Origin of the sequence: Lachnospira eligens (genome assembly GCF_009680455.1) — a bacterium.
In the GTDB taxonomy this organism is placed as follows: domain Bacteria; phylum Bacillota; class Clostridia; order Lachnospirales; family Lachnospiraceae; genus Lachnospira; species Lachnospira eligens_A.
On sequence record NZ_WKRD01000003.1, the window covers coordinates 245,992 to 272,959 of the forward strand.

Below are 26,968 nucleotides of genomic sequence, written 5' to 3' on the forward strand. Positions count from 1 at the left end.
TTATCTGCCTCTTTCTTCCATGATTATCTGGATTTCACTAGGATTAATACCAACCATGGCTTCACCTAAATCTTCTGATAATTTAGCAATAAGTGCAGCATCTGTGTAGTTAGTAACAGCCTGAACGATAGCGGAAGCTCTCTTAGCAGGATTTCCAGACTTGAATATACCGGAACCTACAAATACACCCTCAGCACCTAACTGCATCATAAGTGCGGCATCTGCAGGAGTAGCAACACCTCCGGCAGCAAAGTTTACTACAGGAAGCTTTCCGTTATCATGTACATAGAGGACAAGGTCATATGGAACCTGTAACTGTTTAGCTTCCTCGAAAAGCTCGTCCTTTTGCATAGATGTTATTTTTCTGATTTCAGAATTCATCTTTCTCATGTGTCGTACAGCCTGAACAACATCTCCCGTACCAGGTTCACCCTTTGTTCTTATCATGGATGCACCCTCATTGATTCTTCTTAATGCTTCTCCTAAATCTCTTGCACCACATACGAAAGGTACTTTGAACTGGGTTTTATCAATATGATATATATCATCAGCAGGAGATAATACTTCAGATTCATCAATATAGTCGATCTCAACTGCCTGTAAAATCTGTGCTTCAACGAAATGACCAATACGGCATTTTGCCATAACAGGAATACTTACAGCATCCTGAATACCTTTAATCATCTTAGGGTCGCTCATACGCGAAACACCACCTGCAGCCCTGATATCGGCAGGGATTCTCTCAAGTGCCATAACAGCACATGCACCAGCAGCCTCTGCAATCTTAGCCTGCTCAGGAGTAGTAACATCCATGATTACGCCACCCTTTAACATCTGTGCAAGTCCTTTGTTTAATTCATATTGTGAATTTGTTGTCATAACTGACCTCCTTGAAAATGAATTTTATGAATTGATTTTTACATATAATATTGCACAACTGGTCATAAAGAAATATCCAATTTAATAAAAATGTCACATGCCAGAATAAGGTCAGAATAAATCAGGAATATGGTCAGATGAAAACTGACTATAAAAAAATTGTCGAATTATGTCGAACGAAAACTGTCAGTCTGATTAGTAATCAGCAGCTTTTTGTATTATAATAGAACATATTTTATAAATATGTAGGAGATGGAAAGTAAGTGCGTAGGATTAAAAGCTTTTTGATTATAATATGTATGCTAAGCATATATGCAGCTTCTTTTTATGGCTGTGGGAAAAAAGAATGGTCAGACAGTCACAATAATGAGGCTGGATTGCCGGAAATAGTCATAGGAAGTGACAACTATCCGCCATATAATTATGTTGATACAGATGGCAATGCTACTGGAATTGATGTTGAGCTTGCTACGGAAGCATTTAAAAGAATGGGTTACAAGGCCAGATTCATATATATTGACTGGGAAGATAAGAAGAATCTTCTTGCTGACAGAACAATTGATTGTGCATGGGGAAGCTTTAGCATGAACGGCAGGGAGAATGAATACAGATGGGCAGGACCTTATATGACCAGCCGTCAGGTTGTTGCTGTGAATATGGAAAGTGATATATATTCTCTTGAGGATCTGGAAGGAAAGACGATTGCAGTACAGACTACAACAAGACCTGAGAAGATATTTCTTAGCAAGACTGATGAGCGTATCCCGGCTATAAGGTCATTAATAGCTTTGCAGAAGAGAGAACTTATATATCCTTTTTTAAGCAAAGGCTATGCAGATGCTCTGGCAGCTCATGAAACTGCAATACGCCAGTACATGGAAGATTATAATATTAAGTTCAGGATTCTTGACGAACCATTAGAGACAGTAGGACTGGGAGTAGCATTTGACAAAAATGATGACCGTGGGATAGAGAAGCAGCTTACAGAAATTCTTAACCAGATGAGAAATGATGGTACAGAGAAGAAGATAATCAGCAGATATATTCCTGATGCTGATAAATATCTGGAGGTGGACAGTTATGGAAAATAATACCATTACCAGAAAGAAAAGAAAAAGAATATGGCCGATTGAGATTATAGCAGGCCTGTTTATAATGATGATTGTGTTTTTTATTGCTGTAAATGTTGATATAAAAACTACACAGGAAACACTTTCAGATACTGCGCATTATATTAATGAACAGTGCAACAGCTTTACAAGACTTAATCTTGCGTCAGAAACCAAGAGCCTGCTCAGGGTAATTGAAAGTGCGCAGCAGATAAAACATAATATCACATATGAGCGCAGCCTTTCAGATAAAGATATATTTACAGAAGAATTTATCAAAAAGAATATGCAGGAATGTTATCTGACGGCAGTTATAATCATGGATTCAAAAGGTAATCTTATAGCACAGGAATATACAGATGAATATGGTGCAGATGAGCTTAACGAATATCTTGACAGTACTTCACTTATTGATGTTGTTGATAATACTGAAAAAACATACGCAATAAGAATTGACTGTGAAGATGGTTCATATGTTGACCTTGCAGCATGTGGTATGGCGGATTCAAGTGGGATAGTTGTTGTTTATTACCACACACCGGCAGAGTATGTTAATAATTACAATCTTTCATTTACACATATATTATCAGGTTATGATGACAGGGAAGATGGAAAGATTGTTGTTACAAAGGGAAATCAGATAATAGCGTCTAATGATGACAGTATGGTTGGTGAAGATATTGATAAATATAATGTTATTAAGAAGATAAAGGAGACTGGTGCAAGTGGCAAAATAGTACATGCTGATAGTAACAGAAGGTGGGGTTCACATAATTATGGTCTTATGGAACGTGGGAGAGATTATTATGTGTATGTTTATATGCCGGAAAGAAATGTTTTTAAGACAACACCAAGAAATATGCAGTATACATTTGTTGCCTATATGTTTGCTGTACTTGTACTTAATATGATGCGCTGGAAAACGGTTCAGGGATATGAGCGTGAACAGTATGAAATGCAGCAGCAGTATGCAAAGACACTGCAGGAAAAAAATGAACAGCTACAGGAGGCAGTACGCCGAGAGGAAAAGGCTAATGCTGCCAAGACTGATTTCTTATCAAGAATGACACATGATATAAGGACGCCGCTTAATGGCATAATCGGATTGTTAAGAATTGATGAGAGCCATAAAGAAGATACAGATATGATTAATACTAACAGAAAGAAAATGTCAATAGCTGCTAATCATCTTTTATCACTTATTAATGACATTCTCCAGATGAGTAAGTTAGAGGATGGCCAGATTGAGCTTTCAAGAGAGATTGTGGATCTTAACAAGCTTGCAAAGGATATTATTACTATAGTTGAACAGCGTGCCTCAGATTCAGGTGTCAATCTTAAGTATGACAAGGTGGCAGGAAAAGTTATGTATCCATATGTATACGGAAGTCCTCTGCATTTACGCCAGTTATTTCTAAATATATACGCTAACTGCATCAAATATAATAAAGCAGGAGGAATGGTTTCAACATATTTTAAATGTATTGGAACACAGGATGGAATTGTTACATATGAATGGACTGTTACTGATACGGGAATTGGCATGAGTGAAGAATTTCTTGAACATATATTTGAACCATTTGTACAGGAAAAGACAGATGCCAGAAGTGTTTATCAGGGAACAGGACTTGGTATGGCTATTGTTAAGAGTCTGGTTGACAAAATGAATGGAACAATTAGTGTCACAAGCAAGGAAGGGGAAGGCTCAACATTTGTAATCAGAATTCCTTTCGAGATTGCAAGCAAAGTTGAAGAAACGAAGGTCGATAAGGAAAAGAGCAGTAATGATATTTCGGGAATTAAGATTCTGCTAGCAGAGGATAATGAACTTAATGCTGAGATTGCACAGACTCTTCTGGTGGATGAAGGCGCTAATGTTACTGTTGTCAGTGATGGTGAGCAGGCTGTCAGGGAATTTACAAGGTGTGCACCACATACATATGATGTGATTCTTATGGATATTATGATGCCAAAGCTTGACGGAATTGCCGCAACAAAAGCTATAAGAGATATGGAAAGACCTGATGCTGTGGAGATTCCGATAATTGCAATGACAGCCAATGCATTTGAGGAGGATGCCAGAAAATGTGTTGAAGCCGGAATGAATGCTCATCTGTCAAAACCTTTACAGATGGATGTTGTAGTTGGTACAATTGCACAGTATTATAAAAGATGATTATGCAGGATAAAGGAGTCTCTGCATAATACAATAACTGATAAAAGGGGATAGCTATGATATGTAGTAATTGTGGAGCAGATATAGGAGATAACGAGACTGCATGCCCATATTGTGGTGCTATGCAGTATGAGAATTCTGAACAGAAGTACATGAAAGACCTGTACAATCTGAATGAAGGAATGGAGAAGCTGGATAAGAATACCAGAAAATACATCATAAAAAGTACAATGAAAAGTGTAGGTATAGTATGTGCGGCAATAGCGGCAGCAGTTCTTGCCGGAAGTATGTTTGGATATGGTTCATATAAGAGCATGTATAATTCTTCACACAACAGGAAAGAGATACACCAGTCATTAGATTGGTACAATAATAATATAGGTGAACTTAATTCATTATATGAAAAGCGGGACTATGCAGGCATTTCAGAACTGACAGATAGTTATAAGGGCAGTTCAAGTGTTTTGGAAAAGTGGAGTCATTACAATTTTATTAATATTTATGATTATTATTATAAAAGGGTGGCAGATATCTACATTATGGTTCATAAAGGCGAAAAACTGAGTGATTATCAGTTTGGAACAGGCTTTGAAGAGTCACTTGACATGATATATTTCATTAATAATAAAAACGGATATAATTACCGTAGGTATGAGGGCTGTACGGCAGAAGAAAAAGAAACTGTGGACGGCTGGGTTGCAGAAGCACAGAATTATCTTAAGAATGTTGCAAAGGCGACGGACAAAGAAATTAATGATATGCTTAATGAATTGTATCAGAATGGCTATTATGATTACAAGCTTGGAAAGAGCTACGAAGAGTCATTTTATAAAAAATATAATGAGGGAGGGAACAACTGATGAAATGTAATAATTGCGGCGCACCTATACAGATGAATCAGAAGTTCTGTCCTAATTGCGGCTCGCCAAATGTGGAATTTAAGAAGCATATTGATGATATGGAACAATATAATAAAAAGTTTAACAGCACGCGTTCCAAAGTAATTGGTAACAGCAAATGGTTTGTGAATTATATTGCACCAATAACAGCTCTTGTTATAACAATGACTGCACTTACACTGGCTATTATTGGTAAAAATTCAATGATTGGATACGATATAGCAAGAAAAAATCAGCAGAAATATTATTCATCCCATAGTGATGAAATCCAGACAAAACTAAAGCTTCTGTTAGAAGCAGGAGACTATGCAACTCTGTACAGTATGGATTATGTGGGAGATTGTTCAATAAAGGATAATGATGATAAATACGCATGGAATGATTTTTACAATGTCGCAGGTGATTATGTGTATATAAGAAAAGGTATAATAAGTATGATGGAAAGGAATAATTCATCATATTATGGCGACGAATATATGAATACGATTTCAAGGGCTGTTGCGGACATGGAAGATATTGTCAGCAGACGTTTAAATTTATCATATCATAGTGTATCGAAAGAAAGTATTAAGTATATAAATGATATATATGAAAAATCACATGAACTGTTAAAGGCATACTGCAATCTGACAGATGAGGACATAGCCGGACTTCCTGATATGTCACAGGCAGATATACTTACACTCATTACAAGGAGGAGCTTTGAATGAGAAAAAAGATGAAATTTAATATATCACTTCTGGCTTATGTACTGTGTGCAATTATGATTATTATTATAATCCCATGTGTTTCAGATATATCAGGTGATGTATTCAGGAGTAAAGGAAGAATGTCGGGCTATGAAGAAGACAGTCTTTATAATGATTTTATAGAGAATAATTATGAAGGGCTTCTTGAAAAGACAGAATATAACACAGGCATAGGCAAAGATATTGATAAAGATACGCAGGACTACTATACATTTGCCATTGCATATAAAAAAGCTGTTGATTACAGGGTGTATGTGAATAATGGAGAAAATGAGAAAGCAGAACAGGTGGTTAAAGATATAGATAATGCACAGTTTAATAATGTGCTGTTTAAGGAAGCACTTGAAAATGTAAAAAATATATATATTAGTAACGGACTGTCACAATAATGTGTTAATGTAATTGACTTTAAAAGAAAGATAACGAAGATAAACAGAGGATGATGAAGATGAGTAACACAGGAAGGAATAATATCATGACCGACAGGGTGTCATATTATTTTAAATCCCAGTGGAATATACTTCTGATAATAACGATATCTGGTCTTATATACAATCTCGGACTTCTTGCAGGTCCGTGGTTTGAAGGAAGAATGACAGGCTGTCTTGTTAATATACTTGGTGGAAAATCAACATTTACAGATATGCTTATTCTTGTAATATGTTATGTGATTGCAATTGCAGTAGTGCAGATATCAAGGTATATAAAAAGATTCTATGTAAGAAGATTCGCTAATAATGTTAATAAGAACATGAAAGAGGTTTTGTATAACAGCCTTGTACATAAGAGCAGACCACAGTTACAGGAAGAAGGAGCGGGAGATATTCTTACCAAGGCTATCCTGGATGTTGATGATTGTGCTGAAGGGATGAGAAAGTTCACGACTGAGATATTTGATACGGGTGTTGCACTTGCAGCATATGCAGGAATGCTTCTTTTCTATGACTGGAGACTTGGGCTTATATGTATGATATTCCCGCCAATATCTTATATCATTGCAGAGAAGATGAAGGCTGTTGTACAAAAGACAGGTGCAGAATATAAGGTACAGTCAGGAAGACTTAGTGCGGCAACGCTTGAAAGAGCAGAAAATGCGGTTACATATCGTGTATATGGCTGTGAGCAGGAAAGAAAACAGGCGTATGAAGATAATCTTACAGCCTATGAAAAGTCGGCAGTAAGGGCTAATATATGGGGAACAGCATTTCCTCCGATATACAAGGTTATAGCACTTGCCGGAGTTATATTTATATTATATTTTGGAAGCAGAAATGTTCTGGGAACAGGCTGGAAAGAATGGGATATTGCTATTTTGGCTACATATGTATCATGCTTTGCAAAGCTTTCTAAGAAGTCCTCACATGCAGCAAAGCTGTTTAATGCAGTACATAAGGCACAGGTGTCATGGAAGAGAATTAAACCGCTTATGAAGCATGAAAATTATGAAGATGCGGATAACAGTGTAAAGTGTGACTCACTTGAAGTAAAAGGACTTACATTTGCTTATCCGGGAGGCCATGATATATTCGAAAATGTAACATTTGAAGCAGAAAAAGGTGACATAATCGGAGTAACGGGTTCTGTTGCATGTGGCAAGTCAACTCTTGGAAAGGTGTTTTTATGTGAATATCCATATAAGGGGAGCATTAAGATTGCAGGCAATGAACTTTCAGAACTTGATGATGCGAAAAAGGCAGGACTTGCAGCATATCTGGGACATGATCCGGAATTGTTTAATGATACAATTAGAAACAATATTCTTATGGGTGATGATGAGGATGTGGCTAAGCTTCTTAAGGCAGTGTGCTTTGACAAAGAAGTAAATGATATGGAAAACGGACAGGACACTTATGTTGGGAATACAGGTGTGAGACTGTCAGGAGGACAGGCACAGAGACTTGCACTTGCCAGAACACTCTGCCATAAGAAGCCGTTAATTATATTAGATGATCCATTTTCAGCACTTGATAAGGACACTGAAAGAGAGGTATTTGCTAATATTAAAGAATACACCAAGGATTGTATTGTGATTCTTATTTCACACAGATTATATCTGTTCCCACAGATGGATAAGGTTATATGGATGGAGAACGGAAAAACCATAGCCGGTACACATGATGAGATTATGAATAAATGCCCACAGTATGCGGTTCTTTATAATGAACAGAAGGGAGGCGCATCTGATGAAGAATAAAAGTGTTGGCAGAGTTATATTGAACACAATAAAAGAAAAGTGGATGCTTACAGCAGGAATTGCAATTACTGTTGTTGGCGCAATTGTAATGGCACTGTTTCCACCACTTATTCTTGCAAAGATTATTGATACAGTTGCATCAGGTACAATGCCCACATTTTATATGGTTCTTATGTATTTCGGATTTCTTCTTGTAACCGGTTTTATGGAGAGTGCAAGAGAAACTTTTCTTACAGTATTCGGACAGAAGATTACACATTCATTAAGGAGTGCGTTGATGTATAAGTACAGCTGTCTTACAACAAGCGGTCTTACAAGTCAGGAGCCGGGAACTGTTGTTTCAAGATTCGTTGGTGATGCTGATACAGTTGAGAATTTGTTTACATCAGGAATTATCAGTATGTTTGCTGATGCCTGTAAGATAATAAGTATAGTTGCTGTTATATGGTTTAAGAATAAGGGACTTGCCATTGTGCTTCTTGTTATTCTTCCATTCCTGTTCGTATTCACAAGAATTATTCAGAAGAATATGCTGGCAGCACAGATTGAGAACAGAAGAGCTGTAGGAAGAGCATCAGGACATGTGCCGGAAACTCTTCACAACATAAGAACAATACATACACTTGGCAAGGAAAATTATATGGCAGAAAGATACGATGAATATATATGTGAAAGTTACGCAGCAGTTGAGAAAACTAATTTCTATGATGCAGTATATTCACCTGTAATTCTTACTCTCAATGCAATTGTTGTTGCTGTGGTAATGCTTTTTTCAGCATCAGGTAACCAGACAGTGCTTGCATTTTTTGGTATGTCAGCAGGTACAGCAGTTGCGGTAATTAATTATATTTCACAGATATTTGCTCCTGTTGAGAGCCTTGGTATGGAGATTCAGACTATACAGTCAGCAATAGCCGGAGTACATAGAATAAATGAATTTTTCGAGATGGATGAATTATCAGTTAAGAAGGATTCATACATTGCAGACAATACAGCCATGGAAGCTGACAGTGATGTGATTGTCGATTTCAATAATGTAACATTTGCATATGATGATAAAAATGTTGTGGAGAACTTAAGTTTTTCTGTTAAGGAGGGCGAGCAGGTTACTCTGTCGGGAAGAACAGGTACAGGAAAGAGTACAATATTCAAGCTCCTTCTTGGGCTTTACGAGCCGGATAAAGGAAGCGTATCAATTGCAGGTCAGAAGGCTACGGCTATTCCGGATAGTGAAAAGAGGAGAATATATGGATATGTTGAGCAGACTTTTCATATGGTTTCAGGAACTGTCAAAGACCAGATAACACTGTATGATGTATCAATTACTGATGAAGATGTAATTGAAGCAGCTAAGGCAGCAGGTATTCATGATGCAATTATGGAACTTGACAATGGATATGATACTATATGCAAGCCAGAAGATTTCTCACAGGGACAGTGGCAGTTATTGTCAATTGCAAGGGCTGCAGCAGCAAAGCCTGAACTGCTTCTGCTAGATGAGATAACAGCTAATCTTGATGCTGATACTGAGAAAAATGTGCTTGATGCATTAAACAGGGTAAGCAAGAACAGGACTGTTATATCAATATCTCACAGAACTAATGCAAAAACGGGAAGAATTATAGAAATAGTTTAATTTTATTAATGTTTCTACTGGCTTATTATGCATTAAAGAAGTATAATACCCATACAATATTATGTTCAAATGAGAAAGTTGGTATGTTTTATGAATAATAGATGGGTTAAATATTTAATGGCAGGTTCTGTTACAGTTCTTATGGTGCTGGTGATAATATTTATCATCAGATCTGTTAAGGAGAACAGTCTGGCGGTGTCATGCCCTGATACTTTAGTTGTTGAGTATGGAAGTACCGATGATGAAGCGGATATTAATGAAACTATTAAGAAGAATGTACTTAGAAAGAAAGATAATAAGACAAATATAGAGATTGAGGGAAATGTTGATGTCACAAAGCTTGGAAAGTATGACATTAAGATTGTTGCGTCAAGAAAGAAGAAACATATTTCTAGAAAAGTAGCAGTAAAAGTTGTGGATACCCAGGCACCTGTTATCAGTCTTTCAGGAGATACAGAGATTACCTTAGAAGCTGGAAGTAATTATGAAGAAGCAGGATTTTCTGCAGTTGATAATTATGATGGTGATATTACAGATAAAGTGGAGACTTCTGCGGAGGTTGACACATATACAACAGGGGATACTACAATTGTATATTCAGTTAAAGATTCTTCTGGTAATGAAGCATTTACAGAACGTGTTATACATGTAGAAGATACTACAGCACCACAGATATCACTTACTGGTGGTGAGGTGTATTATATCAGGATGGGAGATACATATAGTGAACCAGGGTATATAGCTGTGGATATGTGTGATGGAGATGTAACTGACAAGGTATCAGTATCTGGGAATGTTGATACAGCTAATGCAGGAAAATATACAGTAACATACAATGTATCTGATAATTGTGGTAACGAATCTGAAGTGCAAAGAACTGTGAAGGTAGTTGCACCAATGTCAGATGATGCAGTTAATCCGGGTGATAAAGTTGTTTATCTGACTTTTGATGATGGCCCCGGACCATATACAGAAAAGCTGCTTGATATTCTTGACAGATATAATGTTAAGGCAACATTTTTTGTTACTAATGGAAAACCGGACTATCAGAATCTTATTGCCCAGGAAGCACAGCGGGGGCATACTGTTGCAATACATTCAGCATCACATGATTATGCAAAGATATATCAGAGTGTAGACGCATATTTTGCAGATTTTGATGAGATGAACAGTATTATAACTGCACAGACTGGAAAAGCAGCAGATCTTGTAAGATTTCCAGGTGGTTCTAGTAACACAATAAGTAAAACGTACTGCTATGGCATAATGAGCCAGCTTGTATGTGCTGTTGAAGAACGTGGATTTAGATATTGTGACTGGAATGTTTCTAGTGGAGATGCAGGTGGAACAACAAGCACATCACAGGTTGTGGCTAATGTTATAGAAGGAATTAAAAGTAATAATGTATCAGTAGTTTTACAGCATGATATAAAGAATTTTAGTGTTGATGCAGTTGAGCAGATAATACAGTGGGGGTTATCGGAAGGGTATACATTTTTACCTATGACATCAACCACACCAATGTCACATCATGGCGTTAATAATTGATTTTAAAGTGACTTGAATTATATATATTAATAACAGGTGGATTTGCTATTGGTATTGTGATATAATTCTATTATATTGAAAGTACGGATGTATATGAGGAGTGGAATCGTTATGGGAGGCTGTTATCTTGGAATGGCAGGGCATGATGTGTTTAACAATAAAGTGCGTGAGATTGTGAACACTAATGAACACAGAGTTGTTCTATTAGCTCTGGATATAAGTAATTTTAAGTATATTAATGATTTTTACGGCATGGATGAAGGTGATAAGGTTATGCAGGATATTGCAGACTTTTATTTTGTTAATGAACCATTGTGCCTTGCTTCACACGGAATCGGGTTTGACCAGTTCAGGGGTGCTTATAAAGTTGATAATATGACGAATGAAGATGTGGTGGGATATATTGCAAGAAAGAATCGCATCTTTGAGAAAGAATTGTCAGAAAGATATCCGCTTGTGTATCAGCATGTTTATGTTGGATTGTATTTTTATGACGATTCGTCACTTGATGTACGTATGGCAGTTGACCGTGCTAATCTTGCAAAGAAATCAACAAAAGGAAGATTTGATATTCCATGTTGTGTATATTCAGCGGATAATTGCAATGAATATCTTGAACATATGGATATGTCTAATGAATTTGTGAGAGCGTGTGAGGAAGAAAGAATAGAAATTTTCCTTCAGCCTAAGATATCAGTATCGCATAATTGTGTTGCAGGTGCAGAGGCACTTGTAAGAATGAAGACAAGAGCAGGTGAGCTTGTTTCACCAGCCAGATTTGTTCCGGTGCTTGAACATACAGGAATGATTGGAAAGCTTGATGATATTATGCTTGATAAAACCTTTGCTTTCCAGAGACAATGCATTGATAAGGGAATTAAGCCTGTTCCTGTCTCGGTTAATATATCAAGGCAGAGATTTACAAGTGAAGATTTGTTAAAATATATGCTTCAGTTACAGGATAAGTATCAGATTGATTCATCGCTTATTGAACTTGAGATACTTGAAACAACATTTATTGATGCACTGGATGCTATGATTGATGTTATTAATGCATTAAGGGCAAAGGGATTTAAGATTAATGTTGATGATTTTGGTTCAGGATATTCATCACTTAACCAGATTGCCAATATTCCTGCTGATATTATTAAGTTTGACAGAGTATTTGCAAGCAGGTCATTAAAGAGCGATAAAGGAAGGCTGGTTATAAAGTCCCTGATTGAGATGCTTAAGATGGTAGAATATGAACTTGTATTTGAGGGAGTTGAGACTAAAGAGGATCTCGATACAGTTGTTTCTTATGGTTGTGATGTTATACAGGGATTTTATTTTGACAGACCACTTCCTGCTAATGAATTTGTTAATAAATATTATACTGGCAGCAGGGAGATTACTGATGGGACATAATATGGACATTAATGAGAATGAACATTTGCAATATATTTTTAATGATTATAAGAGTGGTATAGAACATGGGATTCTTGTTGCTAACCTTACATATGAGCTTGCTAAGAGACTTAAGCTTGATGAACGGGAATGTTATGAACTCAAGATTGCTGGAATGATGCATGATATTGGAAAACTTAAATTATCAGAATACTTATATGGCAGAAATTCGGGTGAATTATCAGTCGAAGAGATGAAATATATGAGAATGCACTCTAAAATCAGCTTTGATGTATTGAAAAATTATGATTATTCAGATAATATAATGAAAGTTGTTCTCTATCACCATGAGTGTTACGATGGAAGTGGTTATCCCGATAATCTTAAGGGAACAGATATTCCATTGGGTGCAAGAATTCTTAAGGTGACAGATGAATTTGCTGCGCTGATATCTGACCGGCCGTATAGGAAAGCATTTGACATTGATACGGCTGTGAATATTCTTATTGAAGAGATTAAGAATCTTGATATGAGAGTATTTATTGAGTTTCAGCGAATGATTCACGAGGAAGAAACATTTGAGATAATAAGAAATAGTAAGGTAGACTTAGAAAATCTTAGTCTTAAAGATATTCTATCCTTCGCAGATTAGTATTTAATTACAGGAAAGAGGTAAAGTAAGATGGCAGAGTCAATGGTTGGCTTAAAGAGATCGCACAGATGTACAGAGGTTTCATCGGCTGATATTGGTAAGAAGGTTACTGTAATGGGTTGGGTTGCCAAGAGAAGAAATCTTGGTTCACTTATTTTTGTTGATTTAAGAGACAGAAGTGGAATTCTTCAGATTCTTTTTGATGAAAATATAATTGGTAAGGAAGGCTTCGACAAGGCATATACACTTCGTAATGAATTTGTAATCGCTGTTGAGGGTGAAGTTATTAAGAGAAGTGGTGCTGTTAATGAGAATTTAAAGACAGGTGACATTGAGATTGCTGCAAAGACTTTAAGAATTCTTTCAGAGTCAGAGACACCTCCATTCCCAATAGAGGAAAATATCCAGACTAAGGAAGATATCAGACTTAAGTACAGATGTCTTGATCTTAGAAGACCTGATATACAGTCTAATATTATTATGAGAAGCAAGGTTGCAACTCTTACAAGAGCATTTCTTGCAAATGAAGGCTTTTTAGAGATTGAAACACCTATGCTTACCAAGTCTACACCAGAGGGAGCAAGAGATTATCTTGTACCAAGCCGTATTCATCCAGGTAAGTTTTATGCGCTTCCACAGTCACCACAGCTCTTTAAGCAGATGCTTATGTGTTCTGGCTATGACAGATATATGCAGATTGCAAGATGCTTCAGAGATGAGGATTTAAGAGCAGACAGACAGCCTGAATTTACACAGATTGATATGGAATTATCATTCGTTGATGTTGATGATGTAATCGATGTTAATGAAAGACTTCTTGCATACCTTTTTAAGGAAGTTCTTGATGTTGATGTAAAGCTTCCAATCCAGAGAATGACATGGCAGGAAGCTATGGACAGATTTGGTTCTGATAAGCCTGATTTAAGATTTGGTATGGAATTACAGAATGTATCAGATATTGTTAAGGATTGTGGATTTGGAGTATTTACGGGAGCACTTGAGAATGGCGGTTCTGTAAGAGGAATCAACGCAAAGGGACAGGGAAGCATGCCTCGTAAGAAGATTGATGCACTTGTTGATTTTGCTAAGGGATATGGTGCAAAAGGTCTTGCTTATATTGCAATTCACGAAGATGGTTCATATAAGTCATCATTTGCAAAGTTTATGACAGAGGATCAGATGAATGCCCTTGTTAAGGCTATGGATGGTGAAGCAGGGGATCTTCTTTTATTCGCTGCTGACAGAAATAAGATTGTATGGAATGTACTAGGTGCTTTAAGAGTAGAACTTGCTGATCAGATGGGACTTCTTGATAAGTCTGATTATAAGTTTTTATGGGTAACAGAGTTTCCACAGTTTGAATGGTCAGATGAAGAAGAAAGATATGTTGCAATGCATCACCCATTCACAATGCCTATGGATGAGGATCTTGATATGCTTGAGACTAATCCTGGTGCAGTTCGTGCAAAGGCTTATGATATTGTTCTTAACGGAACAGAAATCGGTGGCGGTTCAGTAAGAATCCATCAGGCTGATGTTCAGAGCAGAATGTTCAAGGCACTTGGACTTACAGATGAAGTTGCTAATGAAAAGTTCGGATTCCTGCTTGATGCATTCAAGTATGGTGTTCCTCCACATGCAGGACTTGCTTATGGTCTTGACAGACTTGTAATGCTTATGGCTAAGAGAGATTCAATCAGAGATGTTATTGCCTTCCCTAAGGTAAAGGATGCATCTTGTCTCCTTACTAATGCACCTGATGTTGTAGATGCTAAGCAGCTTGATGAGCTTTCAATTAAGATTGAAGAAGAGAAAACTGAAGAGTAAGATATAATAAATGCCCTGCACTGATTTGAAAGTGCGGGGCATTATTTTATATGATATTTATAAAAATGTTATTTGATAGTAATCTGTTCAACAGATGTATCAGCACCACTTGTGCTTACTCTGTAAAGGACTCCCTGATCTTCATAATACTGGAAAAATGTGTATTTTGATGTGCAGTGAATGTTGGTAATATTGCCTATAGCAATAGTTTCAATCTGCGTTCCATCAATATTCATCCTGTAAAGGCCTGTCATTCCATCTGTGCTTTCCACCTGGAAAAATATTTTGTTTCCATACACATTATAATTAACGACTTTGTTTCCTTTTTCTCCATACAATAATTCAAGAGTTTTGTTAGATGTATTAAGTCTTACAAGTGAATAGTTCTTACTTAAGTCAATATAATATGCATAGCCGTTCTCAACATCTGCAAGATATGAATTGCAATCATATAATACAGAGGTTTTATCAGTTTTGGTATCGTAACTTAATATGTTGTGTTTTCCGACAGGATCAGAAAAATATATTGTTCCGTTATGGACGCACGCAGGTGAGTAAGGTGTGTCGGAAATTTTGGTATCCTTCTTTCCTGCAATGTCTACTTTATGGAAAGCCAGAGGCGTTGTATCACTATAATGCTGGTAATATAACGAGTTACCAGATAAGGCTATTGTTCCGGAAAGACTGTCGTATAATGCTTTCAATGACTCGCCGTTTAAGTTACAGCGGTAAACACCGAATAGCTGTCCCCTGAATATTGTTCCAATTGTTTCCTGCTTGAAATTATTCTTGACATAATATATGTAACTGCCACAGACATTGATGGATGCAACACTGTCATCATTTAATTTCATGGCATTAGTGCAGTCTGAATTCATTACATATAATTTGTTATAATCGTATGGATTGGCAAAATATATTTTGTTATTGTATTCGCAGAACAAACCTCCGTTATTGAGGTTGCCTGCCGAATTGCCAATAGCATTATCGTTGTTGTATACGATTCGGCTGCTTCGTATAGATAAAAATATTAATACTGCGAGTAATAATCCTATTATAGTTATTACACTTATTGTGATGGCTTTTTTCATATGTTATCACTACTCCCTTATGAACATTATTTAAGAACATTTTCTTAAGTATAACATAAAGTACCTTTATTGCATATCATTAAAAATGTGATACAATAAGAACAATACATCGCTTTAAAGAGGAGAAGTATATGTTAGATCTTAATGAAATACGAAATAATATTGATAAAATCGACAGTCAGCTTGTAGAACTGTTTGAAGAGAGAATGAAACTGACAACTGAGGTTGCAGAATATAAGATTGAGACAGGAAAGAAAGTTCTTGATCCAGCAAGAGAGAAAGCTAAGTTAGAATCTGTAAAGAAGCTTGTCAAGAATCCTGATAATGTGCATGCTATTGATGACCTGTTTGCACAGATTATGGCTAACTCGAGAAAGAATCAGTATATGTTGCTTGAAAAGATGGGGCAGACTTTGAGAGAACCATATGAGGCTATTGATGAGATTAATAAAAAGAACTGTAAGGTTGTATATCAGGGTGTACCGGGTGCATATTCATATGCTGCCATGATTAATTTCTTTGGCAAGGATGTTGATAATTTCAATGTTCCTACATGGAGAGAGTGCATGGAGGCAGTTAAGCAGGGGAAGGCTGATTATGCTGTACTTCCTATAGAAAATTCCAATGCTGGAATTGTTGCTGATGTGTATGATCTGTTACAGGAATATAATAATTACATAATAGCAGAAACTTATGTTAAGATTGAACATTTGTTACTAGGACTTCCAGGAACTGAACTTGAAAACGTAACTGCTGTATATTCACATCCACAGGGACTTATGCAGTGTGACAGATTCTTAGATACTCATAAGGACTGGCAGAGAATCAGTCAGGCTAATACAGCACTTGCGGCAAAGATGATTTTTCAGGAGCATAATAAGACTCATGTTGCTATTGCAAGTAAGGAAGCAGCAGAGCTTTATGGCCTTGATATCTTAAAGTCTGGAATTACAGACCAGGAAGGCAATACAACAAGATTTGTTATTGTTACTAATACAAGAAAGTTTGTTAAGAATGCACAGAAGATGAGTATTGTGTTTGAAACAGCTAATGAAGCAGGCACTCTATATAATCTTTTAAGTCATATTATATATAATGGACTTAATATGAATAAGATTGAATCAAGACCTATTGAAGGGAATGTTGAAGGAAAGAGATGGAATTTCCGGTTCTTTGTTGATTTTGCTGGTAACATTGATGATCCAAAAGTTATGAACGCATTAAGAGGTATTGAAGAAGAAGCTGAATCTATTAAGTTGCTTGGAAACTATTAATGTGTTAGAATTATAAAGATGTCGTCAGACAATAAGCTATTATATAAGTGAGGGAATTAGAGTGAATTTAGAAGAAGCAAAGCTTAAGCTTTCAAAGTACGGTCAGGAACAGATATTAAGATATTATGATGAATTATCAGATGATGAGAAGGCAGCACTTCTTAAGCAGATTGATAAGACTGATATGGAAGTTTTATCGGCAATTGAACATAAGTCTGAGCTTGTTAAGAAAGGTGAAATTACACCTCTTGGTGCAATGGAACTTGATGAGATAGAAGCTGACTATGATACATTTAAGAATACAGGTGTAGAGGCAATTAAGGCTGGCAAGGTTGGAGCAATTCTTCTTGCAGGCGGAATGGGAACAAGACTTGGTTCTGATAATCCTAAGGGAATGTATAACGTGGGAGTTAACAGGGAACTTTATATATTCGAGTGCCTTATTAATAATCTTATGGATGTTGTTAAAGAGACAGGAACATATATACATTTATTCGTTATGACTAGTGAGAAGAATAATGATGCTACAGTTTCTTTCTTTGAAGAGAAGGACTTCTTCGGATATAAGAGTGAATATGTACATTTCTTCAAGCAGGAGATGGCAGCAGCCACTGATTATGATGGTAAGATATATCTTGAAGATAAGGGAAGAATGGCTACATCACCTAATGGTAATGGTGGCTGGTATATCTCTTTAAAGAAGGCTGGATTAACAGAGGTTCTTGAGAATAACGGAATTGAGTGGCTTAATGTATTTGCTGTTGACAATGTTCTTCAGAGAATTGCAGACCCTGTATTTATCGGTGCTACAATTGAAAAGCACTGTGCAGTTGGTTCTAAGGTTGTAAGAAAGGCAGCTCCTGATGAGAAGGTTGGCGTTATGTGTCTTGAAGATGGAAAGCCTTCCATTGTTGAGTATTATGAACTTACTAAAGAGATGATGGATGCTAAGAATGCAAAGGACGATCCAGCATATAATTTCGGTGTTATTCTTAACTATCTGTTCAGGGTTTCTGATCTTGAAAGAATTGTTGGAAAGAATCTTCCATTGCATATTGTTGAGAAGAAGATTCCATATATTGATGCGAATGGTAATCTTGTTAAGCCTGAAAAGCCTAACGGATATAAATTTGAGGGTCTTGTTCTTGATATGATTCATGAGCTTGACAGCTGTCTGCCATTCGAGGTAGTAAGAGAAAAGGAATTTGCACCAATTAAGAATGCAACAGGTATTGATTCGGTTGAATCAGCAAGAGAACTTCTTAAGAAGAATGGTGTTGCAATTTAACATATTTTGTTGTATGTTATTAATAAGCGCTGTACAACTGGCGGAAGATGCCTTATAGGCATTGTGGGATAACCCACAGGGAGTACAGTTTATATTAAGAAAAGCCGACCGCCTGGGCAACGTTAAGCTATAAGCTGCGTTCCCAGATGGTCGGCTTTTTTGTGCGAGTAACGATGAGAGAAGACATGGAAGTTTCACAGTTGTGCTTGCACATAATGCGAAACTTATATGGATTCTCGAGGAGCACCGCGACAATGCCAGAATGAAATTCTGGCATTTGAGTTACGAGCACTGCTCATGAAAAAGAATAGCGAACGCAGTCATCACATTTAACAGGAGGTCAGTTATGACAATTAAGAACCTTTCAGAGGAATTATCAGGATGTGCTTATCCGGGCAGAGGAATTGTTGCCGGTATGTCAGAGGATGGTAAGAAGGCAGTTTCAGCTTACTTTATTATGGGAAGAAGCGAGAGCAGCCGTAACCGTGTATTTGTACAGGACGGAGAGGGTATCAGAACAGAAGCTTTTGACCCATCAACACTTTTAGTTGCACCAGAGCTTATTATCTATGCCCCTGTAAGAGTACTTGGCAATAATACTATAGTTACTAATGGAGATCAGACTGATACGGTTTATGATGGTCTTTCAGAAGGAAAAACATTTGAAGAATCTTTAAGAGTAAGAAAATATGAGCATGATGCACCTAACTATACACCAAGAATTTCAAGTGTGCTTCATATTGAGAATAATGAATATTCATATGCAATGTCTATATTAAAGAGCCATAATGGTAATCCTGACATATGTGAAAGACACACATATACATATGATGCAGCATTTGCAGGAGAGGGGCATTATATCCATACATATATGGGTGATGGCAATCCACTTCCAAGCTATGAGGGAGAACCTACTTGGGTTAAGATATCTGGCGATATTGAAGAATTCACACAGATGATCTGGGATAATCTTAATGCAGATAATAAGGTTTCACTTTTTGTAAGATATATTGATATTGCTACAGGTGAATACGAAACAAGAATTATTAACAAGAATGTAAAATAATTAAGGAGAAAGAATATGAACGAATTTCAGTTAAAATACGGATGCAACCCTAATCAGAAGCCTTCAAGAATATTTATGGAAGACGGAAGTGACCTTCCTGTAGAGATTCTTAACGGCAGACCAGGATATATTAATTTTCTTGATGCATTTAACGGATACCAGCTTGTTAAGGAGTTAAAGAAAGCTACAGGACTTCCAGCAGCTACATCTTTCAAGCATGTATCTCCAGCAGGTGCTGCAGTAGGACTTCCTCTTACAGATGTTGAGAAGAAGATTTACTGGGTTGACGAAGCAATCGGAGAATTAAGCCCAATCGCATGTGCATATGCAAGAGCAAGAGGTGCAGACAGAATGTCATCTTTCGGTGATTTCATATCATTATCAGATGTATGTGATGTTGCTACAGCAAAGCTTATCCAGCATGAGGTTTCAGATGGTATTGTTGCACCTGGCTATGAGCCGGAGGCATTTGAGATATTAAAGGCTAAGAAGAAGGGTAACTACAATATCATTAAGATTGACCCTGAGTATAAGCCTGAACCAATCGAGAGAAAGCAGGTGTTTGGTGTAACATTTGAACAGGGAAGAAATGAGTTTGTTATTGATAAGGAACTTTTATCAAATGTTGTAACAGAGAATAAGGATATTCCAGAGTCTGCTAAGATTGATATGATTATTGCACTTATAACACTTAAGTATACACAGTCTAATTCTGTATGCTATGTAAAGAATGGACAGGCAATCGGTATCGGAGCAGGACAGCAGTCAAGAATCCATTGTACAAGACTTGCAGGTCAGAAGGCTGATAACTGGTATCTCCGCCAGAATCCAAAGGTCCTTAATCTTCCATTTAAGGAAGGCGTAGGCCGTGCTGACAGAGACAATGCAATTGACCTTTATATTGGTGATGAGTATGAAGATATTCTCAATGACTGGGAGAGAGTATTCACAGAGAAACCATCTGTATTTACAACAGAGGAAAAGAAGGAATGGCTTGCAGGCAATACTGATGTAACAATCGGTTCAGATGCATTCTTCCCATTCGGAGATAATATAGAAAGAGCTTATAAGTCTGGTGTTAAGTATGTAGCACAGCCTGGTGGTTCTGTAAGAGATAATCAGGTTATAGAAACAGCCAATAAGCGAGGAATGGCTATGTGCTTTACAGGAATGAGATTGTTCCATCATTAATACAGAGCCAGTACATAAAAATGTTGATAATTACTCATATTCATTGACTTTAGAGGTCTTATTTGTTAAAATTTACTCAATCAATACATGTGACAATTGAAAAAGAGGTGGTTTAAGCATGAAGATTCAAGATTTTGCTGATATGGAGAAATTTGAATCAATTATGTCTGACTGGGCTGTGGCAACAGGATTAGCCACGGTTGCAGTTGGAGCTGATGGAAAGTATATTTCCGAATGTTACAACTTTACAGATTTCTGTATAAAGCTTACCAGAGGAAGTAAGGAAGGATGCAGAAGATGTGAGAAATGTGACGCTGAGGGACAAGGTGTATATCATTGTCATGCTGGACTTGTGGATTTTGGTATTCCGCTTAAGTTAAGCGATGGTACAGTGCTTGGCTCTGTAATCGGAGGTCAGGTTTTACCTGAGCATCCGGATGAAGAGAAATTCAGAGGTGTTGCAAGAGAACTGGGTATTAATGAGGATGAGTATATTGAGGCGTTAGGAAAAGTTACAGTAAGAACAGAGGCAGAGATTAATGCGGCAGCTAACCTGCTAGGAGCAGTACTTAATAATTTTATTAATTCAGAATATAATTCTAAGTACAATGGACAATTGATTACAAAGCTTACAGGTGGTGTTAAGAGCTGTGAAGAGTATGTGAGAGATATCAAGGAGAATACCAAGCAGCTTGATGGCATACAGAGAAAGCAGAATATTCTTGCACTTAATGCATCTATTGAGGCTGCAAGAGCCGGTGAGGCGGGAAAAGGCTTTTCAGTTGTAGCATTAGAGGTAGGAAAGCTTGCTAAGAGCTGTACAGATCTTAATAACAGAATAACCTCAACTGTAGAGAATATATCTGATGTTATACATGATATGGCAGATATAGGTAAGAGATAAAGAATACCAGCGGGTAATTACATATGGCGAATGTCAACTGCAAGGCACAATTTGTTGACATTCGCCTTTTTCAGTTCTATAATCTAATAAATATTTTTCAAAAGAGGTATGTATATATGACACCATTAGAACTGGCAGAAGAGATTATTAACGGAAGAAGAATTAAAAGACAGGATGATTTGACATTTTTTCTGAATTGCGATTTGGATGAACTTTGTGAAGGGGCAGACAGGATAAGAAAACATTTTGTTGGAGATAAGGTTGACTTATGTTCTATAATTAATGGAAGAAGCGGCAAATGTCCAGAGGATTGTAAGTACTGTGCACAGTCTGCACACAATCACACTGACTGTGAGGTATATGATTTTCTTCCAGAAGAGGATATTGTAAAGGCGTGTAAGCTGAATGAGTCAGAAGGTGTTGACCGTTTTTCGATTGTTACAGCTGGAAAAGCTCTTACCGGTGAGGAATTTGAAAAGGCTGTTCATGCTTATGAGACTATGAATAAAGAATGTGATATTGAGCTGTGTGCATCTATGGGATTTCTTAATGCTGAGCAGCTTCACAGACTTCATGAAGCAGGTGTTACAAGTTATCACCATAATATTGAGACTTCAAGAAGAAATTTCCCTAATATATGCACTACACATACATACGATATGAAGATTGAAACTTTAAAGCTTGTAAAAGCAGAAGGTATGTGGGCATGTTCAGGTGGTATAATAGGAATGGGCGAAGACTGGGAAGACAGACTTGATATGGCAATAAGTCTTGCGGAAGTCGGAGTTGACTCTATTCCTCTTAATGCACTTATGCCAATTAAGGGTACACCTCTTGAGAATGAGAGAAGACTTACTGAGCCTGAGATATTAAGAACAATAGCATTCTTTAGATATATTAACCCGGAGGCTGATATAAGACTTGGTGCAGGAAGAGCACTTCTTACAGGAGACGGAATCAAGGCATTTCAGTCTGGTGCGTCTGCTACTATTACAGGTAATATGCTTACTACTGTTGCATGTGCTACAATTAGAAGCGATAAGAATATGTTAAAGGAAATTGGAAGAGAGACAAAATAATGAAATTAACAAAATATTTGAAAAAAGGAATGGCTGTGTTACTTACAGCGACATTTTGCATGGGATTATCAGCAGGGCTGACAGGCTGTGGAAAAGATACAACTAAAGAAGATTCTAAGGATATTGATACATTCAGAATAATGATTGCACCGTATCAGGATGCTGATACGCTGCTTACAGGACTTGAGCCTCTTGGCGGCATGATTAAAGATGAACTTGCTACACAGGGGTATAATGTAGGCAATGTTGAGATTACAGTAGGAACTTCTTACAGTGCAGTAGGAGAAGCTTTAAGTGCCGGAACAGCAGATGCAGGATTTATTTCTGGCGGAACTTATGTTACATATGATGATGACTGTGATGTTCTGCTTACTGCACAGAGAAAAGCTATTAACAAGGATTCTCTTAATGCCAAGGACTGGAATGACGGAACGGAGGAAGCGTTTACAGATAATCTTACAACATATTACCGTTCAATAATTCTTGCAGGACCAAGTACTAAGGGACAGGAGCTTGCTGCCAAGGTTAATGCAGGACAGAAGCTTACATGGGATGATTTGAATGGTGCAACATGGGCTGTAATGGGTGCTTCATCAGCATCAGGTTATATATACCCAAGTTTGTGGCTTTACAATAATTATGGGAAGCAGATAAGTGACCTTGCCAATGTCGTACAGTCTGATTCATATACAACATCTATGTCAAGACTTGCAGCAGGACAGGTTGATGTTATTGTCGGATTTGCACATATGAGAGCAAAATATGCAGCTAACTGGATGAGCAAATTCGGTGGTACAGATGATTGTTATAAACAGACTGCAGTTTTGGCAGTGACAGATCAGATAATGGATGATACAATATGTGTTAGTAAGAATTCAGATATTATGTCAGAAGGCTTTAAGAAAGCATTTGCAGATGCTTGTATTAATATAGGAAAAAGTGAAGACGGACTTAAAGTTTTGAATGTATTAAGCCATATTGGATATCAGTATGCCCAAAGCTCTGATTATGATGCAGAGCGTGCGGCGCAGAATATGTTAAAGAAATAATTCACCTTTAAGCTGTCTGGGAGGACAATATACATGTTACAGATAGACAGTGTGAGTAAATTATATAAAGGTGGAGATAAAGCCCTTGATAACATTAGTTTTTCAGTAGAACAGGGCGAATTCATATCAGTAATTGGAAAGAGTGGTGCTGGAAAGACCACTCTTTTTCGCTTGCTTAATGGAATGATTAAGCCAACTGCAGGCCGTATTATTATTAATAACCAGGATTTTACAAAGCTTAAGGGAAGAAAGAAAAGAGATATTCAGAAAACAATAGGCACTATATATCAGGATTTCTGCCTTGTTGATACAATTACCTGCTTAGACAATGTGCTTAATGGGGCATTGGCAGATAGAAATGCTTTTCAGGCACTTTTTGGTATATTCACTAAGGAACAGAAGGAATATGCAAGAAAGCAGCTTGAAGCAGTGGGATTATCTGAAAAAATGTATTCATATGCGGGAAAACTTTCGGGAGGACAGAAACAGAGAGTTGCAATTGCAAGGGCACTAATGCAGAAGCCTGATATTATTCTTGCGGATGAACCGGTTGCTTCTCTAGACCCATATAGTGCAGAACAGATTACGGATATTCTTGTACAGCTTAACAGGCAGTACAATATAACGGTTATTATGAACAGTCATTCGGTAGAGCTCGCATTGAAGAAATCGGACAGAATTATAGGAATTGCTGACGGCAGACTTGTACTTGATAAAAAGTCGTCAGAGGTAACAGATGAGAATATTGAATTCATATATGGTGGTGCGTATGAAAAGCATGAATAGAATGAAGGTTATCAGAAGAATTACGGCACTGGTAATGCTTTTTATAATAATATTCTGTTTTGCTGTAACAGGCTTTGATATGAATGTAATTATAAAGAGAGGCAGTCAGGCTGTATTATTCATAAAAAGAATGTTCCCACCGGATACAGGATATTGTGGTAAGATTATTGAACCACTTATTAAGACTGTGCAGATGTCAATTGCGGGTACATTTATAGGTGCTGTGTTTGGACTTTTTACTGCATTTTTATATGCAGGCAATCTTATTAAGAAATCATATGTAAGGATTGTGGTGAGAGTTATTGTACAGTGTGTAAGAACAATACCTGTGCTTATACTTGCACTTGTAGCAACATTTATATGGGGGCTTGGTGCGGCAGCAGGAACTATTGCAATAGCTGTATCGACATGGGCTGTAATGGCAAGAATTGGTGGTGAGGATATTGAAGGTCTGACACTGAAGCCATACGAAGCAGTTACAGCTATAGGAGCAGGAAAATTTAAAGCATTTTCACGGACAGTTATTATTGAACTGCTGCCGGGATATCTTAGTAATTCGCTTTATGTACTGGAAGCTAATATAAGACATGCGGCAATACTTGGCTATGTAGGTGCAGGTGGAATAGGACTACTGCTTAATGAAAAGATAAGCTGGCGTGAATACAGCAGGGTTGGAATGATTCTTGTTATGCTTTTTGTCGCAGTGCTTGTGATTGAGGGAATAAGTACATTCCTGAAAGCATATCTTGATGGACGTATTAAGAGAAATACAACTGCAAATGTGATTATAAGTGTATGTATCATGGTATTTTTTGTATACAGTCTCAGTGCAGTTAAAGATGTATCAACATCAAAGCTTGGTATTAAGGTTGTTGGTGCGATTATGCACGGAATTACACATCCGGACTGGGAATACATGTTTATGACCGGAAAGAGTGGCGTTATGTATCTTATGCTTGAAACTATTGCAATCGCAGTTGCGGGAACATGTGCCGGAGCAGTGTTTGCAGTAATACTTACATTGATTAATTCGAGAAAATTCGTTCCAGCACCTATGGCTTTTATTGGCAGGCTTGTTGTTATGGCAATAAGAACTGTACCTGTGTATGTGTATGGACTTATATTCATAAGGGTTACGGGACCTGGCAGCTTTGCCGGAGTGCTTACAATGATGATGTGCAGTATTGGACTTCTGACAAAGAGATTCACAGTTGCAGTTGACAACTGGAACATGGCGGCGTGGAATGCGTGCAAATGTGCAGGAACGGGATTTATAGCAAGATTACGGTATGTGGCAGTACCTGAGCTTAAGATTCAGTTTAAGGATGCTGTGATGTACAGGCTGGATGTGAATGTGCGGTCGGCAAGTACATTAGGACTTGTTGGAGCAGGCGGAATCGGCGCCCCACTGATTGTCTACATGAACAATTACAGATGGGACGCCGTTGGCTCAATTCTTATTGTATTGTTTGTTGTAGTTCTTCTTATAGAACTTCTTTCAAAATGTTTAAAGAGAATCCACTAAGCTTTCTTTAAACAGCTGTAGTCAATAACATATATGAAAATGTAAAGAACGATATAAAGAATTATTGCTCCGATTACATCGACTACAGAATGCTGCTTTAAAAATACGGTTGCAAGGCATATAAGGATGCAAAGAATGGAAGATAATGTCTTTGTTATTATATGTCCTTTTAAAGCTTTGCAACGCAGTAATGCAAAATTAACTGCCAGTGAGTTGTATACATGTATACTTGGGAATACATTTGTTGAAGTATCTATTGTATATAGTGCATTGATTATCTTTCCACAGAAGTTATCAGGGATATAATCAGGTCTTAATGTAAGACCATTAGGATATATCATGCATATAGTAAGAGAGAGTGACATACCGATTATGAGTGATAACGCAAACTGTATGAATTCTTTATTATCTGCCTTAAAATACATATATATGCAAGCTGCAACCACATATAAAAACCATAATACATATGGAATTATAAAGTATTCACAGAAAGGTATCATATTATCAAAAGGAATATTGATGATATGAAGCCCGGGATAATCACTGTTAATTACTTTTTCAAGAGTTGAAAACCATGGAAGGTATATAAATATATATACTGCAAAGCATATTCTCCAGCCTTTTCTTTTAAAAAAATCTTTCAATACTGTACACCTCTAC

General features: G+C 37.1%; 23 protein-coding genes and 1 riboswitch. Of the genes, 20 read left to right on the forward strand and 3 right to left on the reverse strand.

The window, feature by feature from the left end; genetic code table 11:
- Nucleotides 1-879: a pyridoxal 5'-phosphate synthase lyase subunit PdxS gene (gene pdxS / locus GKE48_RS05135; protein ID WP_012740712.1), complete on the reverse strand. Its 879-nt coding sequence runs from the start codon at nt 877-879 to the stop codon at nt 1-3.
- Between the two features lie 299 nt (nt 880-1,178).
- Between pdxS and GKE48_RS05140 the strand changes: the two genes are divergently transcribed.
- The 11 genes from GKE48_RS05140 to aspS all read left to right on the forward strand — a co-directional run bounded on the left by GKE48_RS05140 (nt 1,179) and on the right by aspS (nt 15,055).
- A complete protein-coding gene (locus tag GKE48_RS05140) occupies nt 1,179-1,970 on the forward strand; it encodes a substrate-binding periplasmic protein (RefSeq protein WP_154300614.1) in 792 nt (263 codons plus the stop codon).
- Nucleotides 1,960-4,164: a hybrid sensor histidine kinase/response regulator gene (locus GKE48_RS05145; protein ID WP_022098164.1), complete on the forward strand. Its 2,205-nt coding sequence runs from the start codon at nt 1,960-1,962 to the stop codon at nt 4,162-4,164. Before GKE48_RS05140 ends, GKE48_RS05145 begins: the two co-directional genes overlap by 11 nt.
- Nucleotides 4,165-4,220: 56 nt before the next feature.
- Nucleotides 4,221-5,024, forward strand: coding sequence for a zinc ribbon domain-containing protein (locus GKE48_RS05150; protein ID WP_022098163.1), 804 nt, complete (start codon nt 4,221-4,223; stop codon nt 5,022-5,024).
- Nucleotides 5,024-5,773 carry a zinc ribbon domain-containing protein gene (locus tag GKE48_RS05155; RefSeq protein ID WP_022098162.1) on the forward strand — a complete coding sequence of 250 codons (750 nt, stop codon included), beginning with the start codon at nt 5,024-5,026 and terminating at the stop codon, nt 5,771-5,773. The genes GKE48_RS05150 and GKE48_RS05155 overlap by 1 nt, the downstream gene beginning before the upstream one ends.
- The gene (locus GKE48_RS05160; RefSeq protein WP_022098161.1) at nt 5,770-6,201 is read left to right on the forward strand and encodes a hypothetical protein; all 432 of its coding nucleotides are present in this window, start codon (nt 5,770-5,772) and stop codon (nt 6,199-6,201) included. The genes GKE48_RS05155 and GKE48_RS05160 overlap by 4 nt, the downstream gene beginning before the upstream one ends.
- Before the next feature lie 59 nt (nt 6,202-6,260).
- Nucleotides 6,261-8,006, forward strand: a complete 1,746-nt coding sequence (locus GKE48_RS05165; RefSeq protein WP_243138443.1) for an ABC transporter ATP-binding protein — start codon at nt 6,261-6,263, stop codon at nt 8,004-8,006.
- Complete coding sequence (locus GKE48_RS05170; RefSeq protein WP_154300576.1) at nt 7,996-9,642, forward strand: ABC transporter ATP-binding protein; 1,647 nt, start codon at nt 7,996-7,998, stop codon at nt 9,640-9,642. Before GKE48_RS05165 ends, GKE48_RS05170 begins: the two co-directional genes overlap by 11 nt.
- Before the next feature lie 90 nt (nt 9,643-9,732).
- Nucleotides 9,733-11,190, forward strand: coding sequence for a polysaccharide deacetylase family protein (locus GKE48_RS05175; RefSeq protein ID WP_154300577.1), 1,458 nt, complete (start codon nt 9,733-9,735; stop codon nt 11,188-11,190).
- Nucleotides 11,191-11,301: 111 nt separating this feature from the next.
- Nucleotides 11,302-12,597 carry an EAL domain-containing protein gene (locus tag GKE48_RS05180; protein WP_243138444.1) on the forward strand — a complete coding sequence of 432 codons (1,296 nt, stop codon included), beginning with the start codon at nt 11,302-11,304 and terminating at the stop codon, nt 12,595-12,597.
- Nucleotides 12,587-13,228 carry an HD-GYP domain-containing protein gene (locus GKE48_RS05185; RefSeq protein WP_154300579.1) on the forward strand — a complete coding sequence of 214 codons (642 nt, stop codon included), beginning with the start codon at nt 12,587-12,589 and terminating at the stop codon, nt 13,226-13,228. The genes GKE48_RS05180 and GKE48_RS05185 overlap by 11 nt, the downstream gene beginning before the upstream one ends.
- 30 nt (nt 13,229-13,258) lie before the next feature.
- A complete protein-coding gene (aspS, locus tag GKE48_RS05190; protein WP_055214259.1) occupies nt 13,259-15,055 on the forward strand; it encodes an aspartate--tRNA ligase in 1,797 nt (598 codons plus the stop codon).
- Nucleotides 15,056-15,123: 68 nt separating this feature from the next.
- On the opposite strand, the gene GKE48_RS05195 is transcribed toward aspS, so the two are convergent.
- The gene (locus tag GKE48_RS05195; protein ID WP_154300580.1) at nt 15,124-16,146 is read right to left on the reverse strand and encodes a DUF5050 domain-containing protein; all 1,023 of its coding nucleotides are present in this window, start codon (nt 16,144-16,146) and stop codon (nt 15,124-15,126) included.
- A gap of 131 nt (nt 16,147-16,277) precedes the next feature.
- On the opposite strand from GKE48_RS05195, the gene GKE48_RS05200 reads away from it, so the two are divergent.
- The 9 genes from GKE48_RS05200 (at nt 16,278) to GKE48_RS05240 (ending at nt 26,308) form a co-directional block, all read left to right on the forward strand.
- Complete coding sequence (locus tag GKE48_RS05200; protein ID WP_154300581.1) at nt 16,278-17,420, forward strand: bifunctional chorismate mutase/prephenate dehydratase; 1,143 nt, start codon at nt 16,278-16,280, stop codon at nt 17,418-17,420.
- A gap of 61 nt (nt 17,421-17,481) precedes the next feature.
- Entirely contained in the window at nt 17,482-18,708 is a 1,227-nt protein-coding gene (locus GKE48_RS05205; RefSeq protein WP_330583093.1) for a UTP--glucose-1-phosphate uridylyltransferase, read from the forward strand.
- Nucleotides 18,709-18,731: 23 nt separating this feature from the next.
- Nucleotides 18,732-18,833, forward strand: a riboswitch (ZMP/ZTP riboswitch).
- 221 nt (nt 18,834-19,054) lie between these two features.
- Nucleotides 19,055-19,774, forward strand: coding sequence for an IMP cyclohydrolase (locus tag GKE48_RS05210; RefSeq protein WP_022098151.1), 720 nt, complete (start codon nt 19,055-19,057; stop codon nt 19,772-19,774).
- 15 nt (nt 19,775-19,789) lie between these two features.
- Nucleotides 19,790-20,965, forward strand: coding sequence for a phosphoribosylaminoimidazolecarboxamide formyltransferase (locus tag GKE48_RS05215; protein ID WP_055287626.1), 1,176 nt, complete (start codon nt 19,790-19,792; stop codon nt 20,963-20,965).
- A gap of 118 nt (nt 20,966-21,083) precedes the next feature.
- The gene (locus tag GKE48_RS14925) at nt 21,084-21,869 is read left to right on the forward strand and encodes a PocR ligand-binding domain-containing protein (protein WP_022098149.1); all 786 of its coding nucleotides are present in this window, start codon (nt 21,084-21,086) and stop codon (nt 21,867-21,869) included.
- A gap of 116 nt (nt 21,870-21,985) precedes the next feature.
- The gene (gene bioB, locus GKE48_RS05225; RefSeq protein ID WP_055214251.1) at nt 21,986-22,948 is read left to right on the forward strand and encodes a biotin synthase BioB; all 963 of its coding nucleotides are present in this window, start codon (nt 21,986-21,988) and stop codon (nt 22,946-22,948) included.
- The gene (locus GKE48_RS05230) at nt 22,948-23,997 is read left to right on the forward strand and encodes a phosphate/phosphite/phosphonate ABC transporter substrate-binding protein (protein ID WP_022098147.1); all 1,050 of its coding nucleotides are present in this window, start codon (nt 22,948-22,950) and stop codon (nt 23,995-23,997) included. The genes bioB and GKE48_RS05230 overlap by 1 nt, the downstream gene beginning before the upstream one ends.
- Nucleotides 23,998-24,030: 33 nt before the next feature.
- Nucleotides 24,031-24,783, forward strand: coding sequence for a phosphonate ABC transporter ATP-binding protein (gene phnC / locus GKE48_RS05235; protein ID WP_022098146.1), 753 nt, complete (start codon nt 24,031-24,033; stop codon nt 24,781-24,783).
- Nucleotides 24,767-26,308 (forward strand): PhnE/PtxC family ABC transporter permease, encoded by a 1,542-nt coding sequence (locus GKE48_RS05240; protein ID WP_055287624.1) that lies wholly within the window; start codon nt 24,767-24,769, stop codon nt 26,306-26,308. The genes phnC and GKE48_RS05240 overlap by 17 nt, the downstream gene beginning before the upstream one ends.
- Here GKE48_RS05240 and GKE48_RS05245 read toward each other — a convergent pair.
- Nucleotides 26,305-26,952 carry a phosphatase PAP2 family protein gene (locus tag GKE48_RS05245; RefSeq protein ID WP_055287622.1) on the reverse strand — a complete coding sequence of 216 codons (648 nt, stop codon included), beginning with the start codon at nt 26,950-26,952 and terminating at the stop codon, nt 26,305-26,307. The genes GKE48_RS05240 and GKE48_RS05245 overlap by 4 nt on opposite strands.
- Between the last annotated feature and the right edge of the window lie 16 nt (nt 26,953-26,968).

Coding starts and splice junctions, on each gene's coding strand:
- GKE48_RS05160 (WP_022098161.1), top strand. CDS start 5,770: ATGAGAAAAAAGATGAAATTTAATATATCACTTCTGGCTTATGTACTG.
- pdxS (WP_012740712.1), bottom strand. CDS start 879: ATGACAACAAATTCACAATATGAATTAAACAAAGGACTTGCACAGATG.
- GKE48_RS05240 (WP_055287624.1), top strand. CDS start 24,767: ATGAAAAGCATGAATAGAATGAAGGTTATCAGAAGAATTACGGCACTG.
- GKE48_RS05200 (WP_154300581.1), top strand. CDS start 16,278: ATGTTAGATCTTAATGAAATACGAAATAATATTGATAAAATCGACAGT.
- GKE48_RS05185 (WP_154300579.1), top strand. CDS start 12,587: ATGGGACATAATATGGACATTAATGAGAATGAACATTTGCAATATATT.
- bioB (WP_055214251.1), top strand. CDS start 21,986: ATGACACCATTAGAACTGGCAGAAGAGATTATTAACGGAAGAAGAATT.
- phnC (WP_022098146.1), top strand. CDS start 24,031: ATGTTACAGATAGACAGTGTGAGTAAATTATATAAAGGTGGAGATAAA.
- GKE48_RS05195 (WP_154300580.1), bottom strand. CDS start 16,146: ATGAAAAAAGCCATCACAATAAGTGTAATAACTATAATAGGATTATTA.
- GKE48_RS05150 (WP_022098163.1), top strand. CDS start 4,221: ATGATATGTAGTAATTGTGGAGCAGATATAGGAGATAACGAGACTGCA.
- GKE48_RS05215 (WP_055287626.1), top strand. CDS start 19,790: ATGAACGAATTTCAGTTAAAATACGGATGCAACCCTAATCAGAAGCCT.
- GKE48_RS14925 (WP_022098149.1), top strand. CDS start 21,084: ATGAAGATTCAAGATTTTGCTGATATGGAGAAATTTGAATCAATTATG.
- aspS (WP_055214259.1), top strand. CDS start 13,259: ATGGCAGAGTCAATGGTTGGCTTAAAGAGATCGCACAGATGTACAGAG.
- GKE48_RS05165 (WP_243138443.1), top strand. CDS start 6,261: ATGAGTAACACAGGAAGGAATAATATCATGACCGACAGGGTGTCATAT.
- GKE48_RS05145 (WP_022098164.1), top strand. CDS start 1,960: ATGGAAAATAATACCATTACCAGAAAGAAAAGAAAAAGAATATGGCCG.
- GKE48_RS05230 (WP_022098147.1), top strand. CDS start 22,948: ATGAAATTAACAAAATATTTGAAAAAAGGAATGGCTGTGTTACTTACA.
- GKE48_RS05140 (WP_154300614.1), top strand. CDS start 1,179: ATGCTAAGCATATATGCAGCTTCTTTTTATGGCTGTGGGAAAAAAGAA.
- GKE48_RS05175 (WP_154300577.1), top strand. CDS start 9,733: ATGAATAATAGATGGGTTAAATATTTAATGGCAGGTTCTGTTACAGTT.
- GKE48_RS05210 (WP_022098151.1), top strand. CDS start 19,055: ATGACAATTAAGAACCTTTCAGAGGAATTATCAGGATGTGCTTATCCG.
- GKE48_RS05180 (WP_243138444.1), top strand. CDS start 11,302: ATGGGAGGCTGTTATCTTGGAATGGCAGGGCATGATGTGTTTAACAAT.
- GKE48_RS05155 (WP_022098162.1), top strand. CDS start 5,024: ATGAAATGTAATAATTGCGGCGCACCTATACAGATGAATCAGAAGTTC.
- GKE48_RS05170 (WP_154300576.1), top strand. CDS start 7,996: ATGAAGAATAAAAGTGTTGGCAGAGTTATATTGAACACAATAAAAGAA.